Genomic DNA, 19,550 nt, shown 5'->3' with positions numbered 1-19,550 from the left:
ACTATAGAAAGATAATTCATAAATTTGATAATTTTTCGTTTTTTTTACATATTTTTAACAAAACCAAAAACTAGTCTTGTTCTTTGGCCATAGTTAAAAAATTAAACGGTGAAAAATCGAAACTCTCTAGACCATGAATTTCAAGTTTCCAAATATCACTTTTTACTTGGGTTATTTGAGGAAAGTTTTTATAAATTTCATTTGGATAAGGAGTATGAATGACAATTTGTTTAACTCCACCTTTTCGTAAATCAAAAATATTAAATCTTTCATTATATTTTGGCCAATAACGATCTAGAGTATCATAAACATCCATGACGAAAATAAATGGAATTGTCAGGTTTTCTTTATATGAAAAATGCTTTAGAATTCGACCTGATGGTAAATACTTTGGCCTATACTCAATAAAATCAGACTTAAACTTTTCTTCGATATTTCCTCTATACGAAATAGCAAAAGGACAATTGATGTTAGTGAAGCGATTATATAGGTGGATATCACATTTCTTTAATTCTTCATTATCAGATGCCCAAATAAACTCCAAATAATTCTCTTCAAAAACTATAAATTCCGCAGCTGTTCCTTGGCCTGAATGATATTTTCTGTGACCGATTAAATTCTTGCACTTGATTTCATTTTTTTCAGGGAAGCCTGGTTTAACTATGACAGAAATATGATCTATTTCCAAATACTTATATTTCATTCATGGGCCCAATCAATGAAACATTCATATCTCTGATTGGATTGTATATCAAGATCTATTGTGCAAGTTAAACCATCAGCACTTTTTTCAAATACATTGGCAACAAATGGTGAGGGACGGATGTTTAGTGAATCATAAAGACTTTGTGAATCAATTTCAGATATATCAATTTCACATTCATAAACAGTATTTTCAGAAATTGTTTTAATACATATCAATCCGTCTAATGTTTTCTGTGTGATTGTGAGCTCATCATCACCAGCAACAAGTTGTTCCCTAGCATTTAGAGATTCGTAAAGCTTTTCAAAAGAATAAGCTTCAGAAATATTCAGAATAATAAAGAGGTAGAATATATAGTTCATCATTAACTCCAGAATTTTCAAAGAGAATTTATCATAGAAATTTATTTTGTTAACTCAAATTTTAAATCTATCTCATCAGGCCAGAGCACTTATGACTTGATAAGCAATAAATGAAAAAACATAGGCCATAACAGTTGTGTAGGATAACATCAGTGAAGTCCACTTCCATCCACCCGTTTCTCGTTTTAATATTGCAATCGTTGATACACATTGTGGAGCGAATATAAACCAAACAATAAGGGCAACTAGTGTTGCCAGAGAATAATTTTGTGCCATTTTCTGTGCAAGACTCATTTCAAAGGCCTCACTATCTTCAGACTCAGCAACAGAAAAAGTTGTTGCCATGGCCGAAACGACAACCTCCCTTGCTCCAAAAGCAGGAATCAAAGCAGTATTTAATTTCCAATCAAAACCTAGTGGACGCGTTATTGGTTCAAAAAACCTCCCAATGGAAGCTGCATAACTTGTTTCGACCATTTTAGTTGCATCTTTTTCATTATAGTTTGGAAAAGTGACAAGACCCCAAATAACAATTGATAAAACAAGAATGACAGTACCGGCCTTTCTAATAAATATAGAACATTTTTGCCAGATTCCTTTTGAAATATTGGCAAGTCTTGGAAGTCTGTAATCAGGCAGTTCCATCAAAAGCTGTGAGGGCACACCCTTAATGACTTTGCTCTTTAAGATGAAGGCCACTAAAAATGAAAACATCATTCCTGTAAAATAAAGACCGAACATAATAAGTCCAGGCAACTTGAATGGGCCAAGTACATTGTTATCAGGAACAATTGCAGCAATGAGCATCGTATAAACCGGTAATCTTGCCGAACATTGTGTGAGAGGTGCTACTAACATTGTGGCCAGGCGGTCCTTTTCATTAGTTAATGTTCTGGCCGCCATAATTCCAGGGACGGCACAAGCGTGGGAAGACAAAAGGGGAACAACGGCCTTTCCGGGTAGACCTAATTTCCTCATGGTCCCATCTAAAAGATAGGCAATCCTTCCCATATAACCAATTTCTTCAAGGGTTAGGATAAATGCAAATAAAATGGCGATTTGAGGAACAAAAACAACAAATCCCCCAACCCCAGCAATTATCCCATCAATGATAAAACTTGTTAACAGTCCAACTGGAATTATATTGGATACATATTCTGAAAGAAGTTCAAACTGCGACTCAACAAAATCTTGTAATGGGCCGGCCCATTCAAAGACGGCCTGAAAAATGAGGGCCAATGTACTCAACATGATTATTGGCCCACAAATCGGGTTTAATACAAAACGGTCCACTTTTTGTGTCAAAGTATCAGGCACTATTTTTTTTATGGTGGCCTTGGCGAGTAATGAGTTGAGATAGCGATAATTTTCGGCAATAAAACTCATATTACTTACATCAGATATAATCTTGGTATTGATGGGAGATTTGGGGTCGGTAATTTCAGCATGTTTAAGTACTTCATCAACCAATTTTTTGGTCCCTATTTTATCGACGGCCACTGTTGGAACAACCGTAATGCCAAGTTCTTTTTTAAGGATATCTAAATCTAGTTCAAGACCTCTTTTTTGTGCAAGATCATAAAGATTTAAAGCGAGAATGACAGGTCTTCCAATTTTAATAAGTTCTAAAACAAAGTATAAACTTTTTTCTAAATTTGTTGCATCAGCTACAGCAATGATTAAATCTGGTTGCCGGACATTCTTGTCACGCCCAACCAATATATCGGCCGTGACCTGTTCATCTAAACTTCTGGCTGCCAGGCTATAAGTGCCAGGTAAATCGATGAGAGAGAAGCTCTCCCCGTTGGTTTCAACTTGCCCTATTTTTTTTTCAACAGTAATACCTGGAAAATTTCCGACTCTTTGCTTTTGCCCAGTAAGAGCATTAAAGAGGGCCGTTTTTCCACAATTAGGTCCACCGGCCAATGCAACTAGAAGTGTTTCGTTTGATCCCTTTACAGTAGCTTTTTCTAACATATAATGTTCACTTTAATTTTTGAGTTTAATTAAATGTGCCTCATCTGCAGTAAGAGCAAACTTACTACCTCTTACTTCGACTAAAATATTGTTTGAAAAACTCCCACGGTGAACGACAGTAACATCCTCATCTGGTAGAAAACCTAATTGCAGAAGTCTTATTTTGGTTTCACATAGACTATCGAAAGAGCTTGAACAGATCTTTCTAGTGGGGCCTTTGGGAGATTGGTCTAAACTCATAGTAATCCTTCCAAACATTGTTTGAATAACCAAACATCTATTTTAATATACTAACTATCATCTTTTTTCAATCAACAAAATGATCTTTCTCAGCACAAAATGAGTAAAATTGCAATAAACTCAAAGATTTCTGAAGCTTACGAAAATAAATAAAAAAGCCTATCCGTCTCTATTAAGAAATTTTATAATTGACAAAAATGTTAGGGAGTAAAAAATGAAAAAGAAAATAGGTGTTGTACTGGCCGGATCAGGTCATCTTGATGGCTCAGAAATTCGAGAGGCAGTTTTAACTTTATTGGCCCTCGATAAACATGGAAAAGAACACTTCGACATAGAAATATACGCACCAGACCAAGATCAACATCATGTTTTGAACCATATTACCGGTGAAGAGGTAAAGGAAACCAGAAATGTATTGGTTGAAGCGGCCCGAATTGCTCGTGGTAAAATTTCTCCACTATCTGAGGCCAAGGCGACTGAACTTGAGGCCATCATTTTACCAGGTGGATTTGGGGTTGCTAAAAATCTATCGAATTTTGCGTTTGAAGGAAACCAAGGAGAAGTGATATCTGATCTCAAAAATCTTTTAGAAATGATGAGAAATTCTGCCAAACCAATTGGGGCAATATGCATATCACCTGCAGTACTTTCGTTACTATTTGGTAAAGAAGGAGCAAAACTTACAATTGGAAGCGACGAAGCGACAGCAAAAGTCATAGAGTCCTTGGGTGCAGAACACATAAAAACCCAAGTTCATGAAATAATTGTGGATGAAAAATTAAAAATAGTCTCAACTCCAGCATATATGTACGATGAGGCAGCAATCAGTGATATTGCTCTTGGAATAGATAAGTGTGTTCAAAGAGTTTTGGCCTGGATTGATCACGACTGATTAGAGACTACAGACGTTTAGACCTTTTTGAACAGCAGGTCTTTGTGCCAAATCGCCCACCCATTTAGTGATGTTTGTAAAGCTATCTAATTCAAGGATTTCTCTCGCTTCATAAAACTTATCCAAACATAATATCCATGGAAAAAGAGCAAAATCAGCAATTGTGGGCCTGTCACAAACAATATAACTAAATTTTGATAATTGGATGTCTATTACACCTAAAAGTCTTTTTGCCTCATTTTTATATCGTTCAAGAGGATAAGGATGTTCACATTTATCCTTGGCAAATCTAAAGAAATGGCCAAATTGTCCAAACATGGGACCTGGGCCTGATACTTGAAAAAATAACCATTGTAGAGTTTTACATCTTAAGGCCGGATCCTTTGGAAAAAATTTTCCACTTTTTTCGGCCAAATATACTAAAATGGCCCCTGACTCCATGATGGCCAGTGGTTTTCCGTCATCCCCTATCGGATCAATAATCGCAGGAATTTTTGAATTTGGATTAATTTTTATAAATTTTTCTTCAAATTGATATCCACTATTAATATCAATTGTGTAGGCCTTATATGGAATTTTCATTTCCTCTAGTGCAATTGAAACTTTCTGTCCATTAGGTGTGGCCAGTGAGTAAAGTTGAATTTTTTCCATATAATTCCTTTTATATAAAGTTATACAATTAATGCAAATGTAAACTCATTCGGTTTTTAAAGGCAATTTTAAATATCTCATCCCATTATCTTCGGCCTCAGGTAGTTTCCCGGCCTGTATATTTATTTGAATACTTTGTAAAAGTAAACGAGGTGCACTCAACGTTGCATCTCTTTCAGATCTAAATTTAACGAATTCTTCTTTTGTGGTGTTCGATGTAAGCCTAATATTACTTTTTTTGGATTCCCCTACAGTTGTTTGGAAGGCCAGCTCTCGCCCATTGGGACAATAATCATGCCCCACAAATATTCGAGTATCTTCTGGCAGAGTATAGATTTTTTGAGTGATAGATTCATATAGATCTTCTGCACTTCCGGCCGGAAAATCACATCTTCCAGTACCATAATCTGGCATAAAAATAGTATCTCCAGTAAAGAGTGCATCTCCAACTAAAATAGAAGTACACGCCGGTGTATGTCCAGGAGTAAATATGGTTTTAAAACTAAGATTTCCGGCCTTTGTTTCTTCGTTATCTGCTAATAAAACATCAAATTGAGAACCATCAGGAATAAATTCTTTAAGATTAAATACATCTTTAAAGACTGATTGAACTTTCGTAATATTTTTTCCTATTGCAACTTTGGCATTTGGCCATTTAGACTTCACGAAATATGAACTTGTTAAATGATCAGCGTGAGCATGAGTTTCAATTATAAAGTGTACATTTAGTTCGTTTCCTTTCATAAAATCCAGTATTTTTTGCATGGATTCAAAAGAATAACTTCCACTGTTTGGTTCATAGTTTAATACTGGATCAATAACGATCGCATCTTTTGTAGCTTCATCGTAGACTATATAGGTTAATGTGTATGTACTAGCGTCATAAAACTCCTGAACTTTCATAATATCCTCCCTGCTCCTACTAAAACTATACTAAATAGATAATTGTTTTTAAACTATGATGGCCATCAAATATCAAATTTTGAGTACTAGGGGGAATCTGAATGAATAAAAACTTTGGCCCTTTCATCAAAGAGTGTGGAATAGTTAAGACTTATAAAAAAGGTCAAATAATCTATCACGAAGGATCAAAACCTGAAGGACTATACTGTATCACAAGTGGAATTGTTGGGCTTGTAAACATTTTGCCAAACGGAGAAGAGTCACTACTTAGAGTTTTTGGCCCAAATAATTTTTTTGGCCATCGTACAATGCTGGCCAATGAAACATATCACAGTACAACTATTGCTTTGGATGAAACCCGTCTTTGCTTTGTGTCGAAAGAAAGATTTTATGAAATTATACATAAACAACCTGATATTTTACTCAAAATGACAGAAATTTTGGCCAAAGAATTAAAGGCCGCAGAGTTAAGATTAAGAGATTCAACTGGCAAAAAAGCTCAAACCAGAATAATTGAATCCTTAGTATACTTAAAAACTAAACATCCAAACCACAGATGGACACGTAAAGAAATTGGTGAATATTCAGGAACAAAAACGGAAACAGTTGCAAGAGTACTATCATTGTTGGAGAAAGAAAATTTAATAAAAAAAATAGGTCGCAATATTTTGATTGAAAGCACTGAGGATTTATTAAATTATGCCTCAAGTTTTATATAGATTTGATCAAAATCAAAGTATTTAATTCTTCAGTCAACTATTCTAATGATAACTAAAAAGGGGAATAATTATGGAAATGATTGCCTACCTATTTGCTTCTTTTATCGGTTTATCACTAGGATTACTTGGTGGCGGTGGATCTATTCTCACTGTTCCCATACTTGTTTATATTCTTAATATGCCCCCTAAAACGTCTATCGCTTTAAGTTTGGCAATTGTCGGTTTGACGAGTTTAATAGGGACAATTACCCATTTAAGGGCCGGAAATGTAAATTTTAAAGTTGCCTTCATTTTTGCTCCAATTGCAATGCTTGGAACATTCTTAGGGGCCAAACTTGCAGTTCTGTTAACTGGTGAAATTCAACTCATTGCATTTGCCATCATTATGATGCTTGCTTCTTATTTTATGCTTAAAGAAAAAAAAGATTCTGAAGAAAGTATTAGAGATTCATCTTTTCCGATTATTTTCATCTTACTAGAAGGGTTTCTAGTGGGAGTTGTAACAGGCATAGTCGGTGTTGGAGGAGGTTTTCTGATTGTACCAACGCTGGTATTACTTGCTAGAATTCCAATGAAACAGGCCATCGGAACCTCCCTTTTTATCATTGCACTAAATTCTTTTTCAGGTTTTGTAGGTTATTTAGGGACTGTTGAAATTCCTTGGAAATTCTTAGGTAAATTTACTATCTTTACGTCAATTGGAATTGTTATTGGGACAAAGCTCACATGCTTTGTCCCACAGAAACAATTGAAAAAATTATTTGGCCTTTTTCTGATCATCATGGCCATACTTATTCTCTATAAGAATAGAACAGTCTTTTTTTAGTTTTTGATCAAATTGATATCTCCGTTATTTTTCAACGACAGCAGTTATTCCCATCCCGCCAGCAGTACAGATTGAAATGAGTCCCCTACCTGAACCTTTTTCATGCAATAATTTTGATGTTGTGGCCAAAATTCTACTGCCTGTTGCTGCAAAGGGATGACCAAGAGAAAGTGAGCTCCCTTTAGTATTTAGTTTGGCCAGGTCTATCTCTCCAAGAGGACTAGTTAGACCTAATTTTTCTTTACAGAATTTTTCATCTTTCCATGCTTTCAATGTGCAAAGTACTTGAGCAGCGAAGGCCTCGTGAATTTCATAAAAATCAAAATCTTGAAGAGTAAGTCCAAGCTTACCAAGCATTTTAGGAACTGCGTAGGCAGGGGCCATTAAAAGTCCATCAGTTTCTTTGTAATTGACAGCAGCAGTTTGAACAAATTTTAAATATGATTGTATTTCTAAATTATGTTTTTTTGCATATTCTTCTGAACACAAAAAAACACAAGAAGCACCATCAGTTAAGGCCGAGCTATTTGCAGCAGTTAAAGTGCCATGCAATTTATCAAATGCAGGTTTGAGTTTACCCAATTTATCGAGAGTACCACCTGGACGTATTAAGTTATCTTTTTTTATACCTTTAAATTCAAATACGAGATCGTCCATAAAGCCCTCTTCGTAGGCCTTATTCGATTTATGATGTGAATCTAAGGTGAACTGATCTTGTTCTTCTCTTGAAATATTCCATTCTTTGGCCATCAACTCACAATGCTCCCCCATTGATAGACCTGTTCGAGGTTCTTTAATGGAAGGAATAGAAGGAGTAAGTTCACTAGGTCTGAAACCACTTAGAATTTTTAAACGTTCACCCAAGTTTGTGGCCTTTGAAATTTGAACTAATCGATTTGCAAAACTTTGCTTAAATTCAATTGGAACAACTGAGCTAGAATCTACACCTCCGGCAATTCCACATTCAATTTGGCCTGTGGCAATTTTTCCAAAAATACTCGCAGCTGCTGCAAGAGAAGTTCCGCAGGCCATTTGTATATCTATGCCTGTGACATCCCAGCCAAGGCCTGCATCTATGGCCGACTCTCTGGCCAAAGAAAAATCTTTAGAACTTTTTAATACTGCGCCAACACATACCTCATCAATTTGAAGTTTATTCAGATCATATTTTCGACTTAATGCTTTCAAAGTGGCCGTCATCATTTCTTTGTTACTTGAATCATAATAAATTGTTGAACTTTTACAAAAAGGGATTCTAGCTCCACCTATGATTGCGACCTTTCTAATATCCATATTAACTCCAAAAAAACACAGATGAGGCCGTTTCTAAAAATATGCTCAATAAAAACGGCCCGAAAAAATTTAAAAAATTACGCTAAAATATCGTATGGTCTTATAGTTTTACGACCGTTTGCTTGACATTTTTTTTGGGCCTGATCAACTAACCAATAAACATATTCATTTAAAGCTTCAATTGTGTCAGAAGATACATTGTATCCTTTTCCTTTTAGGGCCTCTTTTGTTTTAGATCCAACTAATAACATTTCTTTCTTTTTTGGGGCACTCTTTTTGGCCATTTTCCTTCTCCTTGAAATAGTTAATTTAACTGCGATGTCATATTCTACGGGCCCTCTAGTAGACAAAGCTATATGCATTGCTTCTTTTTACGGGCCATATATTTTCAGAAAACTATAAATCACAGATCTGTTTTGTAAAATTGCTAGTTCAAAATTTTCCTCTGGCCACTCAAATACATGGAATTTTAATGGCAAATGGGTCAGTAGTTCTTTTGCTCTTTTAAATTGAGTTATAAATATTTCATATTTCAATTGACTTAAATTGACTGCAGCAGCACAAAGTTGAATGAGTCCTTTAAAGTAATCTGCCTGCTGGCCCTTCCTGCCGAAAGAGTTCCAAAGAGACTCGAAGTAAATATGTGCTTCCCAATAATGGCCATTATTAAAAAGATCTAGAGCAAATTTATAAAATTCTTCATTATAAAATTGTTTCGTTGTACCAACAAACGTTGGTTCTGATTTTCCATAATTGTATCCTTGCTTTTCTTTGTAAGGATGTGGATTTATACCCGGAATAAAACGATAAGGCGGAAGTTGCTGAAGAGAATATTTTTTCAAATGTGACTCACACAAATTGAGAGCATAGATCATCTAATGCTTTTGGAAATTTGTTACGAAAGTAAACTCTATCGGAGTATTCAAAATTATGCATTTTAACAAATTCGTTTTCACTATTGCTATCAAAACTTGGATTATTCCAGTTCCAAGATATTCCAAAATCAATTTCTCCTTGTTTTTCAGAAATTTCACAATCTTGAATAAAAATTGAATAGACGACTTTTGTGCCAACACCTTTTGGATTCTTTTTTGCGGCCTGTTTGAGAATAGGTAAAATATCTGAGTTGCTCAGCTTCAATATTTTGGACCATTTGGTTTCAGAGTACTTTGCAAAGTAAAAACCATTTTCCTTGATAAGTTTAATTTCAGTTTCGTTTTCAGAATCAAAATAACGATATGCATAATTCATGAGTAAAAATGAGATATATTCCTGAAATCCTTTATCTTGACCAAAATCTAAACAAATTTTTGAGTTTATTTCTGCTGTTAATTGCTGTTTATCGTATTCTTTGATATTCATAGTTTTTCCTTCCAGCAAAATATATCATATTTTCATTTTATTTCTTGAAACATATAATGATTTTCTATAAATATTAATCAAAATTCCAAAATTAAGATAATGAAAAAGGGTTATATATGAGTGATGAATTATGGATGGCCTTAATTTTAGTTGCTACTTGGGCCAGTTTACCAGTTTCAATTATTATTGCCAATTCTACCTTTGATAAAGATGTTGTTTTACCAGGCGATGACTCTCACTAAAATTAAAATAAATATCGACTGTTTACCACTAGAGAAATTGATCTAGAACAATTTCACGAATACTACATTTAAATATCAAAGTTATTTGAACAAGTCAGAAAAGTGTGTATATTCCCCTTTTTTCATATTATCTAGGGCCGTATTTATGATTTGCATACTTTGTATTTTCTTTTTTCTCTCTTCCTTATATGCAAGTGATTGTGAACCCAAAATGAGTACGAAAGAAGATCAATTGGAAATAGCGATTCACTACAACTCGATTGGAATCCCTCTGTCTTTTTTTGATTCAAACCATCTACCAATTCCTCGGTCACTTCAAAAAAATACTCAAGACATAATAGATGCCAAAAATGTAATTCACGAAGAGTATGAGCCTATTACTATTCTAGGTGAAAAAAAAATAGAATTCATGGATAAAGAGAGTATGTTTTTAGAGGCCATCGAAAAAAGTGGCAGTAAGATTTTATTCGATCCAAGTAGGAATTCTACCATTTTTAGGGCCGAAGATGTTGATTATGCAAACGCTATAGCGATTTTAAAACGAGTTGATTTTAGAGTTTTTGCTCGCCATTTAGTTGGAGAGGGCCTTAGATTAATTCACAAAAAAGAAATAAATCAAAATCAATTCTTTTCTAATAATTTTTTACATCCGATATTTAAAAGAACAATTGAAAATAATCCTCATTTTCAAATATTAAAACATGATAAAATCATTGTAAAAAGTAAACATTTTGATCTTGTGACTTCTCACCCTTTTGAAAAAAAATATTCTCGATTTAACCAATTTTTTACTCATAGCTATCAAGAGTTATTAGAAGAATTTGCTATAAACGTTTACTTAGAAACTGGTGTGGATCTTGTAACACTAGGAGCTTCATCTGTTGCCAAACCATCAAGAAAATTAGAATCAGTTGAATTGCATGAGTTTGTGAATAAATATGAATTAGATCTTTACTCAAAACTAATTGATTGGTCTATTAAATATGGTCTGTCTTCTTTTTCTAGTAAATATTCTCAACTTAAACAAGATCAAAGTATACACTCCATATTTGAGAATCAAATTAAGTATGAGGATCTATCTTCAGGTCAATTCGATAAACAAATTTCTCAATTCATTAAAAATCATGAAATTCATTCCGTATTTATAACTCCAATTTTTGATAAATATATTATGAAACGTCTTGAGCAAGTCAGAACTATAGAATGGAAGTTATTAGAATACATGAACAAGAAATTAAATCTAAATCTCTCCGAGATCATGTTAGATCAGTTCACACAAAAAACTATGCACTATGGTGCAAGTCCAGGGACTGATTCCGAAAAATTACTTTTTTCTAGGTCAGTAAATTTTTCGAAAAAATATTTCAAATCAATAGAAGGTCAAAACATTTTACTCATTTTGGGAAATAACTCAACACGTCTCATGAGAGAACTACTTTATTCGCAACTCAAGGTCCATGGCGCTAATGAGATTATTTTTGTAACTTTAGCGCCCTAATTTGTCATGAGCTCCAATCCTTGGGCCTTAATTTCATTTAAAATTTCATCGACCTGGTCAAAACCTTTGGTTTCCAAGTTGAAACTCAAAATCGTTTCATTTAGTCTTGTATTTGAGAACACCCGTTGATGATTGATTTCAAGAATATTGGCACCCTTTTGTCCAATCAACTTGGCAATTGAAGCTAATATACCAGGATCATCAGGCACTTTAACTTTGAACTGAAACAATCGACCATCACTTTCCATCCCCTTATTAATTATTCTAGACAGAAAGTTTAGATCTATATTTCCCCCTGAAATCACGCAAACAACTTTCTCGTTTTCTTTCATTGAAATGTAATCATTTATAACTGCTGCAATACCTACCGCCCCTGCTCCTTCAACCAGTATTTTTTCAGTTTCAAGTAAGCGCATAATCGCATTTGCTGTTTCTAGTTCAGTGACAGTAACAACTTCATCCAATAGTTCTTTTAAGATTGTATAATTTGCTTCACCTATTTGCTTAACAGCAATCCCATCGGCCATGGTTTTTTTTAATTCAGTAGGCATTCTTTGTCCTCTTTGAATACTTTTTTTCAAAGAGATTGCGCTTTCAGTTTCTACCCCAATAATTCTTAAATTAGGGTTGAGCATTTTTGCACTTTTAGCAATTCCAGAAATCAATCCTCCTCCCCCAACTGGAACAATAATCGTGTCAACACCTTTGCACTGTTCAATAATTTCAAGACCAACAGTTCCTTGGCCAAGGATAATGGATTCATCATCATAAGCATGCACATACGTATAATTTTTTTGTGTTTGTAACTCCATTGCTTTATTAAAGGCATCATCATAAGTATTACCACAAAGAATTACTTCTGCTCCTAAACGTTGAGTCCCCCGAATCTTTGAAAGGGGAGTTGTTTCCGGCATGACAATAGTACATTTGGCCCCCTTGATTCGTGAGGCCAGGGCAACCCCCTGAGCGTGGTTTCCTGCAGAAGCGGCCAGGATCCCTTTATCTAAATCGCTCTGAGAGAGGTGATTGAGTTTGGTTAAGGCCCCTCTAATCTTAAATGATCCAGTCAATTGCAAATTTTCTAATTTGAGATATATTTTAGACTTGGCCAGCTCTGAGAAAACAGATGAATAAACTGTAGGCGTTGAAATTATATACTCAGAGAGATCTTTTGCGGTTTTTTGAAAATCTTCTAATCGCATTTTTTTTACTCCACACTATAAGGAAACATTTCTTTTTTTGATATTTCAATAGGAATACTTAAAACAAATCCATTTTCCTCAATGGACAAATGAACACCAAAAAATCTCTTTCCCAGTGTGTGTTTAGATATATATAGTTTTATTTTTTCTTCATATCTAATTTCAATTTTTAATTTATTTGCAACAATACTCAATTCAACTTCGAGTTGAGTAAGATTCAATAAATTAGGATTGAGATCTATTAGATGAAATAATTCTTTTAAAAGTATATTATTTGAATTTAATGCGCTTATATTTAAACTTCCTATACCTTTAATTTTAGTTTCAGAATAATGAAAATTATAATACTCCTGAATTGCATTCATTATAATATCAAAATTAACTTTTGATCTTGTAAGAAGTCTATCATTGACAAAAAAGTCTGTGATATTTAGATATTTTTCATTCTTATAAATACTTTCTAGAATAATTAACATTACTACAGATTTTAACAAATATAGCATAGAAAAAAATTCATCATCTAATACATTAAAAACCTGTGTATGGGATGAATTTAAAAAAATAAAACCGCTATGAGATTCATCAATTTTAAATCTTAGTGTTAGGCCACTTTTCACCCCCATTTCCTTGAGTCTTATCAATGATTTTTGAGAAGGTTTTGAATTTTCATCATATGTTTTAAGTATTTGATCTATATCACTATATGACCTAAAATCCCCCTGAGAGAGGTTATAAAGCGAGCTCTCATGGGCCACATAGCATTGATAACGGGCCATCATTTTATTCTCTGTTAATTTTAAAGAGTTTGCTGAAGATATAACTGATAATTTCTTTGAAAAATCATCAGAAATACAAAGACAAATACGATCAATTCCTACAAAGCTCTCATTTTTATTAAAAGCATCCAATATTTCTTTGCTCACATTTTCAAGTTCTAGATTTCCAATAGTATACATTGACTGAACATTTAAAATCCGAGTAATTAGGTAACTATAATTCTTATTAAATTCTATTTCATGGGATTTTAATAAATTGTAATAGTATACACTCTTTTTGTTATTCATTTTTTCTTCCTGAAAACAAATTAAGTTGCTTCATTATGCCTTCACAAGACTTCGCATTATACTCCTTTCCCCCACCAACAGCAACTGTTCTTGGTAGCACAACACATCCAAGATGTTCTAATTGCATTCTCATTGATAACTGAAACTTAAATCCTGTCCCCCCACTTGAAGTCGCAATCACAGCTGTCTTCCCATTGAATGCTTCTCGCCAATTTTCAGATGCACGACTGATCCAACAGATAGCATTATTTACAATTGGAGGAATATTTCCGTTATATTCTGGAGCACATAAAACAATCGAACTACATTCTCGTAATTTTTCATACAAGTGAAGAACATCTTCATTGATTCCATTATTCTCTTCCAATGGAGTATAGAGTGGAATTTTGAAATCTTCTAAACTAATGACTTCTGTCGAATGAAAAATTTTTTCAGCTGTTTTACAAATTTTTTTAGAAAGTTCTAAATTTGAACCCTTTGTTGCGGAAATAATTAAGAGTTTGCTCAAAATTCCTCACTTATGTTAAATTTATTTCAATAACAAGTGTAACTTGATCCAGAAAAAAAGGTAATAAAAAACATCAAATCTGCGTATCTTTTAATATAAATTTATTTTATTGCTTCTCTATGTTAAATAATTTGCTTAATTAAAAGTAAAAATAAAGGATTCTTATGAAAATGATCATCATAGAGGGAAATATTGGAGCAGGAAAATCGACATTAACACGACAGCTTTCTGAAGCTTTAAAAATAAAACCATTTTATGAACCTGTAGAAACAAATCCATATCTTGAGATGTACTACAATGATCCAAAAAATTACGCTTTACCTATGCAGTTTTATCTTATGTCAAATCGATATGAATTTCACCTTGAGGGGATTACACATATCTGGAAAACAGGGCAATCTTGTATCTATGATCGATCAATTTATGGTGATTATATTTTTGCTAAAAAAAACTGGCTTGATGGGAATATGAGTGATTTAGATTTTGATAACTATAATAAAATGAGAAATGTGATGCTCAGAAATTTAATGATTCCACATATTACAATCTATTTAAAAAATGATCCCACAAGGACCTATGAAAATATTAAAATGCGTAGTCGTAATTGTGAATCGGATATCCCCTTAAGTTATCTAACAGGACTAGATCAGTTGTACCATGAGTTAATGATTGACTTAAAAGATAAAGGTAGCAGGGTTATTGAGCTAGATTGGAATGAATTTAGGCCAGTTGATTTTGTCGTCGAACAACTCAAAGAGGAACTTCCAAACACCCATCTATACCAAAGATCTCCTCTAATATCTGAAAGTTCCAGCTCAATTTTGCAATAAGTGATTTTTTTTAAAATACTATTTTTCCGATAGATCTTTTAAGATTACTTCTTGCAAATCTAACAAGCTCAGTTGATTTTCATCTGCAATTTTAAGTGCTTTTGGATGAGAAAAGGTCAGTTCCAGAATCTCACTTTCAATTCGCTTTAATGAATTGTCATTGGGAAAAAGTTCCTTCCAGGATTTTCTTAAAAGATTAAGGTCATTTTTTAGCCTGGGTAGACTATAATGGGCCAAATTTATCCAAGTATGAATTTCAATTGCTGAATCAAAACAATTCATAATGTATTCTTTTTTTTCGCCCCCATCAAAAATCAACCTTGAAAGATTCATATACAAATCTATGAGCTCCTTAAAACTAGACTCTATTGATAAATCTTTTGAAACATCGCCACAATTTCTAGTAAGATACTCAACATACTTATACTTATAGTCATATTTATTTAAATTTGAAATAACGATTGAATTTATTAAAAATTTATATGACTTGATAAACTCCTCTTTTTTCGTTTCATTTGATAATCTATCAAGAACACTTGTTCTGTTTTCTATCTTAAATTTTTTAATTAAAGTATCTTCGTCTTCTTTACAAACTTTATTCACTGTAATCCAAGGAATAGGGTCACTCCACTCCACATAATGACAATCTTTAAATTTATCAAAATATTTAGTTTGAATTACAAAATCAATTGCAAACTTGTCGACAAATGTAAAATGGCCATCTTCATTTAAATCAAATTTTTTAAATTCAGGATAATCTTCAAGTGAATAATTCATTATCGTATATCGATTAGCAAAAGCAGTGTCAAAAAGCGAAACCTGGCTTCTTAATTTCTGGTACGACTTGATAACATCTTCATAAAAGTTTTTATTGTCTGCTAAAAATTGATTTATATATCTAAGTCCATCATCACTAGAAGCAGATTTAAAAATATTCTGATGAGCTTTCACTAAGCTTATTAAATCCTCAGAGAAAACATATAAATCATTACTATGAAAAATTGTTTTTTTTAGTTCTCCAGAATAATCATAGTTCCAAAGATTAGCACTTTCTTTTTTTGAATATTTTTGTTGCCCATAAAGTTGGTGAAATTCATCTTCATCAATATATGAATCTCTATTACGATCTATCAATCTTAATGCTTTAAAAAGCAGGCCATTATAATTTGTAGACAAACATTTTGCCCTGAGAGACCTCTCAACCACAATTCCGGCCCAAAATGGATTATAATATAAAAAGTTATTTGTAACTTCAGCAAATTCTTCAACGACTTGTTCTGTTGTACAATCTATTTCCCCGTCTTGGAGCTTAAAAATTTCTTCTCTTTGTAATTGAATAGAGTCATATTCTTCTTGTGAAAATATTTTATCCCCGTTGAAGTCTATTAAATTCAAATCACTCTCAACAGGAATTTCTTTTGAAATATATTCTGCGGCCTTCAAGTCTTGGGTATAGGCCTCATAAAATTGGACATTTTTATCATTGTTTACATCTAAATATTGTGCAAGAGAGGTTAATGGATTCCCAGTAGAAGTATCTAAAGTGTCTTCTCCAATTTGACACGAATTTAGAAAAACAAGTGTCATTAGGATAATTAGAAATCTATCTACCTGCATATAATTCTCCAGAACTCAATTATAAGTCCTGGAGAATCCCTATTATCAAAACATGAGAATAGAGTTCTAACTTATTGGTAATACGTTTTTATATTGCTACATCCTAGAACTCTAGATGCCTCAAAAACATGACAACCATCTATGTTCAATAAATCTGTTTATCCGTGAACATTTAAATAATGTTTTTTCAATAACTTAACTTGGAACTTTAATAAGACAACTATTGCTCTAGTATTAATCTTTCGGTCTTAAGATCCCTGTTTTCTGCAGCCTGCTCTGAAAATTTCTCCCCATATCTGGCCTTTAGTTTAGCAATATTTGTAGACATAATTGGCTCAAAGTTAACCTCGAGCTCATCAGCAATAATGGCCATATACCAAAAAAGATCACCTAATTCTTCAGCTAAGTTTACTCGGTCCAATTCTTTCCCATAATAAATATGTTTCTTCAAAGCATCGAGAAACTCACCCGACTCTGTTGCGAGTCCAATTGCTCCATGCAATAAGCGAATATTTGATTCTTCGCTAAGTCTCTTACCAATTGCTTCAAAATCACGAGACTCCGTGCGCACAGCGTTGTTTATATATTCCTTAGAATTCATAAGTTCTCCTTTGTAAAAAGAAAGACATTGGCATGAGTTTCTTCATACAGCAATACAAGAAGCAATAAATTGAGAGATATTCATAGATGTAAGAATAAAACCAAGTATAATAATAAGTTGGGAATATCAAGTAGTCCAAATCCGTTTTCTAAATGTGTGGAAATGATCATTTCAAAATAGTGTCCTTGGTAGACAAGCATTCTGTCAATGTAATCACTTTTTGACAGTCCAGCATTCATCAAAGAGAAAATGAGTAACTCCCTAATACTTCTGTCATCTGTAATCTTTGTTGATTGAAACTGATTCAAATTGGTAAGTTCATAAGTGTATTTTTCAATTAACTTTTGTCTATGTGTTTGGGGGATCCTACTTACAAATTCCCACTGAGCTCCTATGGCCTGTGACTCAATTCTTGTGTGAAGGATAGATGCAATAGGCATTTTTATAAAAGAAAGGGCATTAAGAATATTAAAGATATCATAGAAAAAAAACCGTTTAAAATTCGAATTCCTATCGAAAGCATGTTCTAATTCGTGAATTGCAGCATTTAAACGCTCTACTCCTTCTCCTTCACCATTTATCGCAACTCTATTCTTTAATTGATCATAGAATGGCCCATTGAAATCATTCAAGGTTTTAATTCCAATATTTTTCATAAACTCACTATCTGTTTCGAGGGCCTCTTGAATAACTTTTTTCATGAACCTCTGCCCCCAAGGGCCCATATCTAAATTTCTTTCTTTAACTAAAAAATCAAACAGAAGCTTATATTGAAGTTCATCTTCAAAATCTTCAGAGAAATTTTCTTTGATGAGAAGCTCAGTTGATTTACTTATATTCCACTCTTTGTAGGCAATATTTTTCGTTTTTGTTAGGGGTTCTAGTAACATATAAACTGGCCTTAAACATTTTTGTTCAAAGATACCAGCAAAGGAGTTATTTAGAATAAATATTGTGATTATAAAATAAAATATTTTCATTAACGTAGAATATTTCTAATATGTTCAGGTTTGATCTTTGGGATAGATTTGGACTTCTTCCTCAAATATATCCCAAACAGCAATTCCGCCATCTTCAAATTTATATTTTATTAATAATAGTAAGTCTCTCGCGTCAAGGTCTTGTTTCATAATATAGTTAGTGAAAGCTTTTTTGACTATAATATAAGATTCATGATCATGTTGGTTTAAGCTAAACGAGACTATGGCCAATAGAACTTCATTATAATTATGAGTAATATCAATAAATGCATCTCCATAGGCCTCAGAGAGAAGCCAGTCGACTTCATCTATATTTTCAAATTTAGAATTTTTAATATCTAAAAAGATCTCATACAAATCATGTTCTAAATTTAGGCCAGATTTCATTAAAATTTCTCCTAGCCAAATTTGATCAATTTCCCGATAGGCAGTGATCACTTCAAATGTATCTTTTTTAACTTCGATAGTTATTCCATTTTTGGCCTTTATAAGGATTTGATCTCTCCTTAGTGAAGTTGAAAATCCTTCCCGTAAAGCATTTCTGACAGAGTTTTCAATATCTATTTTAGTAAATTTTTTAGGCCAAAGTGACTTAGTTAAATAGTGCCCTCTTCCAGAGACAGCAGAAATATAAGTTGCGCTTTTGGCCTTCGAATTCATCATTTGTTGTGGAATAAAAGCTGCAATTGCACTTGATTCTTCAAATTCATATATGTAAATGGTATTTTTGTGATTTTTTTCATTTAGAATATTTTTAATGGCATCTTTAAATTCCTGATAAGACTTTGCATTGAGACTCACAACTTTGCTTTCAGGGTTCAAATTTGAGAGTTTTTGAATTCCCTGAAATGTGTGTAGGCCAGATTTAATTTTATTTCCTGAAAATTCACCCTCTATATGATCCCAAGACTTAGAAGTGAATTGAATAGATTTTGCAAGGCCAACTTGTGAAAAATTCAAAATGAGAGACTCGCAAACTTTGGTTTCAGTTCCAAATAAATTTATCGAAGGTAAAATAATTAATAGCAGAAGAATTATTCTTAAAGACATATAACACCATAAAGAGAATTGTTTTTGATG

The 19,550-nt window shown here is 33.1% G+C and carries 22 protein-coding genes; 5 read left to right on the top strand and 17 right to left on the bottom strand.

Annotated features, from left to right (window positions below; genetic code table 11):
• Positions 1 to 70: 70 nt before the first annotated feature.
• From H6622_16000 to H6622_15985, 4 genes are all read right to left on the bottom strand, one after another.
• Entirely contained in the window at positions 71 to 703 is a 633-nt protein-coding gene (locus H6622_16000; GenBank protein ID MCB9063026.1) for a hypothetical protein, read from the bottom strand.
• Positions 700 to 1,065, bottom strand: coding sequence for a hypothetical protein (locus H6622_15995; protein MCB9063025.1), 366 nt, complete (start codon positions 1,063 to 1,065; stop codon positions 700 to 702). Before H6622_15995 ends, H6622_16000 begins: the two co-directional genes overlap by 4 nt.
• A gap of 75 nt (positions 1,066 to 1,140) precedes the next feature.
• Positions 1,141 to 3,042: a ferrous iron transporter B gene (locus H6622_15990; protein ID MCB9063024.1), complete on the bottom strand. Its 1,902-nt coding sequence runs from the start codon at positions 3,040 to 3,042 to the stop codon at positions 1,141 to 1,143.
• Positions 3,043 to 3,054: 12 nt separating this feature from the next.
• Positions 3,055 to 3,282, bottom strand: coding sequence for a ferrous iron transport protein A (locus tag H6622_15985; protein MCB9063023.1), 228 nt, complete (start codon positions 3,280 to 3,282; stop codon positions 3,055 to 3,057).
• A 214-nt stretch (positions 3,283 to 3,496) separates the two neighbouring features.
• Between H6622_15985 and elbB the strand changes: the two genes are divergently transcribed.
• Positions 3,497 to 4,174, top strand: coding sequence for an isoprenoid biosynthesis glyoxalase ElbB (elbB, locus tag H6622_15980; GenBank protein ID MCB9063022.1), 678 nt, complete (start codon positions 3,497 to 3,499; stop codon positions 4,172 to 4,174).
• On the opposite strand, the gene H6622_15975 is transcribed toward elbB, so the two are convergent.
• On the bottom strand, positions 4,175 to 4,825 hold the full coding sequence (locus tag H6622_15975) for a glutathione S-transferase N-terminal domain-containing protein (GenBank protein ID MCB9063021.1): 651 nt from the start codon (positions 4,823 to 4,825) through the stop codon (positions 4,175 to 4,177).
• Positions 4,826 to 4,870: 45 nt separating this feature from the next.
• Complete coding sequence (locus H6622_15970; GenBank protein MCB9063020.1) at positions 4,871 to 5,728, bottom strand: MBL fold metallo-hydrolase; 858 nt, start codon at positions 5,726 to 5,728, stop codon at positions 4,871 to 4,873.
• A gap of 101 nt (positions 5,729 to 5,829) precedes the next feature.
• Between H6622_15970 and H6622_15965 the strand changes: the two genes are divergently transcribed.
• Positions 5,830 to 6,447, top strand: coding sequence for a Crp/Fnr family transcriptional regulator (locus H6622_15965; protein MCB9063019.1), 618 nt, complete (start codon positions 5,830 to 5,832; stop codon positions 6,445 to 6,447).
• Positions 6,448 to 6,517: 70 nt separating this feature from the next.
• Complete coding sequence (locus tag H6622_15960) at positions 6,518 to 7,273, top strand: sulfite exporter TauE/SafE family protein (protein ID MCB9063018.1); 756 nt, start codon at positions 6,518 to 6,520, stop codon at positions 7,271 to 7,273.
• 24 nt (positions 7,274 to 7,297) lie between these two features.
• Here the strand turns inward: H6622_15960 and H6622_15955 are convergent, their stop codons facing one another.
• The 4 genes from H6622_15955 to H6622_15940 all read right to left on the bottom strand — a co-directional run bounded on the left by H6622_15955 (position 7,298) and on the right by H6622_15940 (position 9,928).
• Entirely contained in the window at positions 7,298 to 8,566 is a 1,269-nt protein-coding gene (locus H6622_15955) for an acetyl-CoA C-acetyltransferase (GenBank protein ID MCB9063017.1), read from the bottom strand.
• A 77-nt stretch (positions 8,567 to 8,643) separates the two neighbouring features.
• On the bottom strand, positions 8,644 to 8,850 hold the full coding sequence (locus tag H6622_15950) for a hypothetical protein (protein MCB9063016.1): 207 nt from the start codon (positions 8,848 to 8,850) through the stop codon (positions 8,644 to 8,646).
• An 87-nt stretch (positions 8,851 to 8,937) separates the two neighbouring features.
• Positions 8,938 to 9,408 (bottom strand): DUF309 domain-containing protein, encoded by a 471-nt coding sequence (locus H6622_15945; protein MCB9063015.1) that lies wholly within the window; start codon positions 9,406 to 9,408, stop codon positions 8,938 to 8,940.
• A gap of 7 nt (positions 9,409 to 9,415) precedes the next feature.
• Positions 9,416 to 9,928, bottom strand: a complete 513-nt coding sequence (locus H6622_15940) for a hypothetical protein (protein ID MCB9063014.1) — start codon at positions 9,926 to 9,928, stop codon at positions 9,416 to 9,418.
• Positions 9,929 to 10,381: 453 nt separating this feature from the next.
• On the opposite strand from H6622_15940, the gene H6622_15935 reads away from it, so the two are divergent.
• Positions 10,382 to 11,668, top strand: a complete 1,287-nt coding sequence (locus H6622_15935; GenBank protein ID MCB9063013.1) for a hypothetical protein — start codon at positions 10,382 to 10,384, stop codon at positions 11,666 to 11,668.
• On the opposite strand, the gene H6622_15930 is transcribed toward H6622_15935, so the two are convergent.
• The 3 genes from H6622_15930 to H6622_15920 are packed head-to-tail and all read right to left on the bottom strand — an operon-like array spanning position 11,665 to position 14,442.
• On the bottom strand, positions 11,665 to 12,870 hold the full coding sequence (locus tag H6622_15930; protein ID MCB9063012.1) for a threonine ammonia-lyase: 1,206 nt from the start codon (positions 12,868 to 12,870) through the stop codon (positions 11,665 to 11,667). The genes H6622_15935 and H6622_15930 overlap by 4 nt on opposite strands.
• Positions 12,871 to 12,875: 5 nt before the next feature.
• Positions 12,876 to 13,934, bottom strand: a complete 1,059-nt coding sequence (locus H6622_15925; protein MCB9063011.1) for a hypothetical protein — start codon at positions 13,932 to 13,934, stop codon at positions 12,876 to 12,878.
• Complete coding sequence (locus tag H6622_15920; protein ID MCB9063010.1) at positions 13,927 to 14,442, bottom strand: NAD(P)H-dependent oxidoreductase; 516 nt, start codon at positions 14,440 to 14,442, stop codon at positions 13,927 to 13,929. The genes H6622_15925 and H6622_15920 overlap by 8 nt, the downstream gene beginning before the upstream one ends.
• A gap of 164 nt (positions 14,443 to 14,606) precedes the next feature.
• On the opposite strand from H6622_15920, the gene H6622_15915 reads away from it, so the two are divergent.
• The gene (locus tag H6622_15915; protein ID MCB9063009.1) at positions 14,607 to 15,272 is read left to right on the top strand and encodes a deoxynucleoside kinase; all 666 of its coding nucleotides are present in this window, start codon (positions 14,607 to 14,609) and stop codon (positions 15,270 to 15,272) included.
• An 18-nt stretch (positions 15,273 to 15,290) separates the two neighbouring features.
• Here the strand turns inward: H6622_15915 and H6622_15910 are convergent, their stop codons facing one another.
• The 4 genes from H6622_15910 to H6622_15895 all read right to left on the bottom strand — a co-directional run bounded on the left by H6622_15910 (position 15,291) and on the right by H6622_15895 (position 19,520).
• The gene (locus H6622_15910) at positions 15,291 to 16,889 is read right to left on the bottom strand and encodes a hypothetical protein (GenBank protein ID MCB9063008.1); all 1,599 of its coding nucleotides are present in this window, start codon (positions 16,887 to 16,889) and stop codon (positions 15,291 to 15,293) included.
• Positions 16,890 to 17,109: 220 nt separating this feature from the next.
• Positions 17,110 to 17,490 carry a nucleoside triphosphate pyrophosphohydrolase family protein gene (locus H6622_15905; protein MCB9063007.1) on the bottom strand — a complete coding sequence of 127 codons (381 nt, stop codon included), beginning with the start codon at positions 17,488 to 17,490 and terminating at the stop codon, positions 17,110 to 17,112.
• Positions 17,491 to 17,570: 80 nt separating this feature from the next.
• On the bottom strand, positions 17,571 to 18,380 hold the full coding sequence (locus tag H6622_15900; protein ID MCB9063006.1) for a hypothetical protein: 810 nt from the start codon (positions 18,378 to 18,380) through the stop codon (positions 17,571 to 17,573).
• Positions 18,381 to 18,494: 114 nt separating this feature from the next.
• Positions 18,495 to 19,520: a hypothetical protein gene (locus H6622_15895; protein ID MCB9063005.1), complete on the bottom strand. Its 1,026-nt coding sequence runs from the start codon at positions 19,518 to 19,520 to the stop codon at positions 18,495 to 18,497.
• Between the last annotated feature and the right edge of the window lie 30 nt (positions 19,521 to 19,550).

The organism is Halobacteriovoraceae bacterium, assembly GCA_020635115.1.
Classification (GTDB): Bacteria; Bdellovibrionota; Bacteriovoracia; order Bacteriovoracales; family Bacteriovoracaceae; genus JACKAK01.
Note: the sequence above shows the minus strand (reverse complement) of the source record. Positions and strands in the feature narration are given on the sequence as shown.

What these genes read in the sequence shown, in the direction of transcription:
- H6622_15965 (MCB9063019.1), top strand. Translation starts at nt 5,830, where the DNA reads ATGAATAAAAACTTTGGCCCTTTCATCAAAGAGTGTGGAATAGTTAAG.
- H6622_15950 (MCB9063016.1), bottom strand. Translation starts at nt 8,850, where the DNA reads ATGGCCAAAAAGAGTGCCCCAAAAAAGAAAGAAATGTTATTAGTTGGA.
- H6622_15990 (MCB9063024.1), bottom strand. Translation starts at nt 3,042, where the DNA reads ATGTTAGAAAAAGCTACTGTAAAGGGATCAAACGAAACACTTCTAGTT.
- H6622_15940 (MCB9063014.1), bottom strand. Translation starts at nt 9,928, where the DNA reads ATGAATATCAAAGAATACGATAAACAGCAATTAACAGCAGAAATAAAC.
- H6622_15915 (MCB9063009.1), top strand. Translation starts at nt 14,607, where the DNA reads ATGAAAATGATCATCATAGAGGGAAATATTGGAGCAGGAAAATCGACA.
- H6622_15905 (MCB9063007.1), bottom strand. Translation starts at nt 17,490, where the DNA reads ATGAATTCTAAGGAATATATAAACAACGCTGTGCGCACGGAGTCTCGT.
- H6622_15955 (MCB9063017.1), bottom strand. Translation starts at nt 8,566, where the DNA reads ATGGATATTAGAAAGGTCGCAATCATAGGTGGAGCTAGAATCCCTTTT.
- H6622_15910 (MCB9063008.1), bottom strand. Translation starts at nt 16,889, where the DNA reads ATGCAGGTAGATAGATTTCTAATTATCCTAATGACACTTGTTTTTCTA.
- H6622_15930 (MCB9063012.1), bottom strand. Translation starts at nt 12,870, where the DNA reads ATGCGATTAGAAGATTTTCAAAAAACCGCAAAAGATCTCTCTGAGTAT.
- H6622_15985 (MCB9063023.1), bottom strand. Translation starts at nt 3,282, where the DNA reads ATGAGTTTAGACCAATCTCCCAAAGGCCCCACTAGAAAGATCTGTTCA.
- H6622_15960 (MCB9063018.1), top strand. Translation starts at nt 6,518, where the DNA reads ATGGAAATGATTGCCTACCTATTTGCTTCTTTTATCGGTTTATCACTA.
- H6622_15925 (MCB9063011.1), bottom strand. Translation starts at nt 13,934, where the DNA reads ATGAATAACAAAAAGAGTGTATACTATTACAATTTATTAAAATCCCAT.
- elbB (MCB9063022.1), top strand. Translation starts at nt 3,497, where the DNA reads ATGAAAAAGAAAATAGGTGTTGTACTGGCCGGATCAGGTCATCTTGAT.
- H6622_15975 (MCB9063021.1), bottom strand. Translation starts at nt 4,825, where the DNA reads ATGGAAAAAATTCAACTTTACTCACTGGCCACACCTAATGGACAGAAA.
- H6622_15900 (MCB9063006.1), bottom strand. Translation starts at nt 18,380, where the DNA reads ATGTTACTAGAACCCCTAACAAAAACGAAAAATATTGCCTACAAAGAG.
- H6622_15895 (MCB9063005.1), bottom strand. Translation starts at nt 19,520, where the DNA reads ATGTCTTTAAGAATAATTCTTCTGCTATTAATTATTTTACCTTCGATA.
- H6622_15935 (MCB9063013.1), top strand. Translation starts at nt 10,382, where the DNA reads ATGAGTACGAAAGAAGATCAATTGGAAATAGCGATTCACTACAACTCG.
- H6622_15970 (MCB9063020.1), bottom strand. Translation starts at nt 5,728, where the DNA reads ATGAAAGTTCAGGAGTTTTATGACGCTAGTACATACACATTAACCTAT.
- H6622_15995 (MCB9063025.1), bottom strand. Translation starts at nt 1,065, where the DNA reads ATGAACTATATATTCTACCTCTTTATTATTCTGAATATTTCTGAAGCT.
- H6622_16000 (MCB9063026.1), bottom strand. Translation starts at nt 703, where the DNA reads ATGAAATATAAGTATTTGGAAATAGATCATATTTCTGTCATAGTTAAA.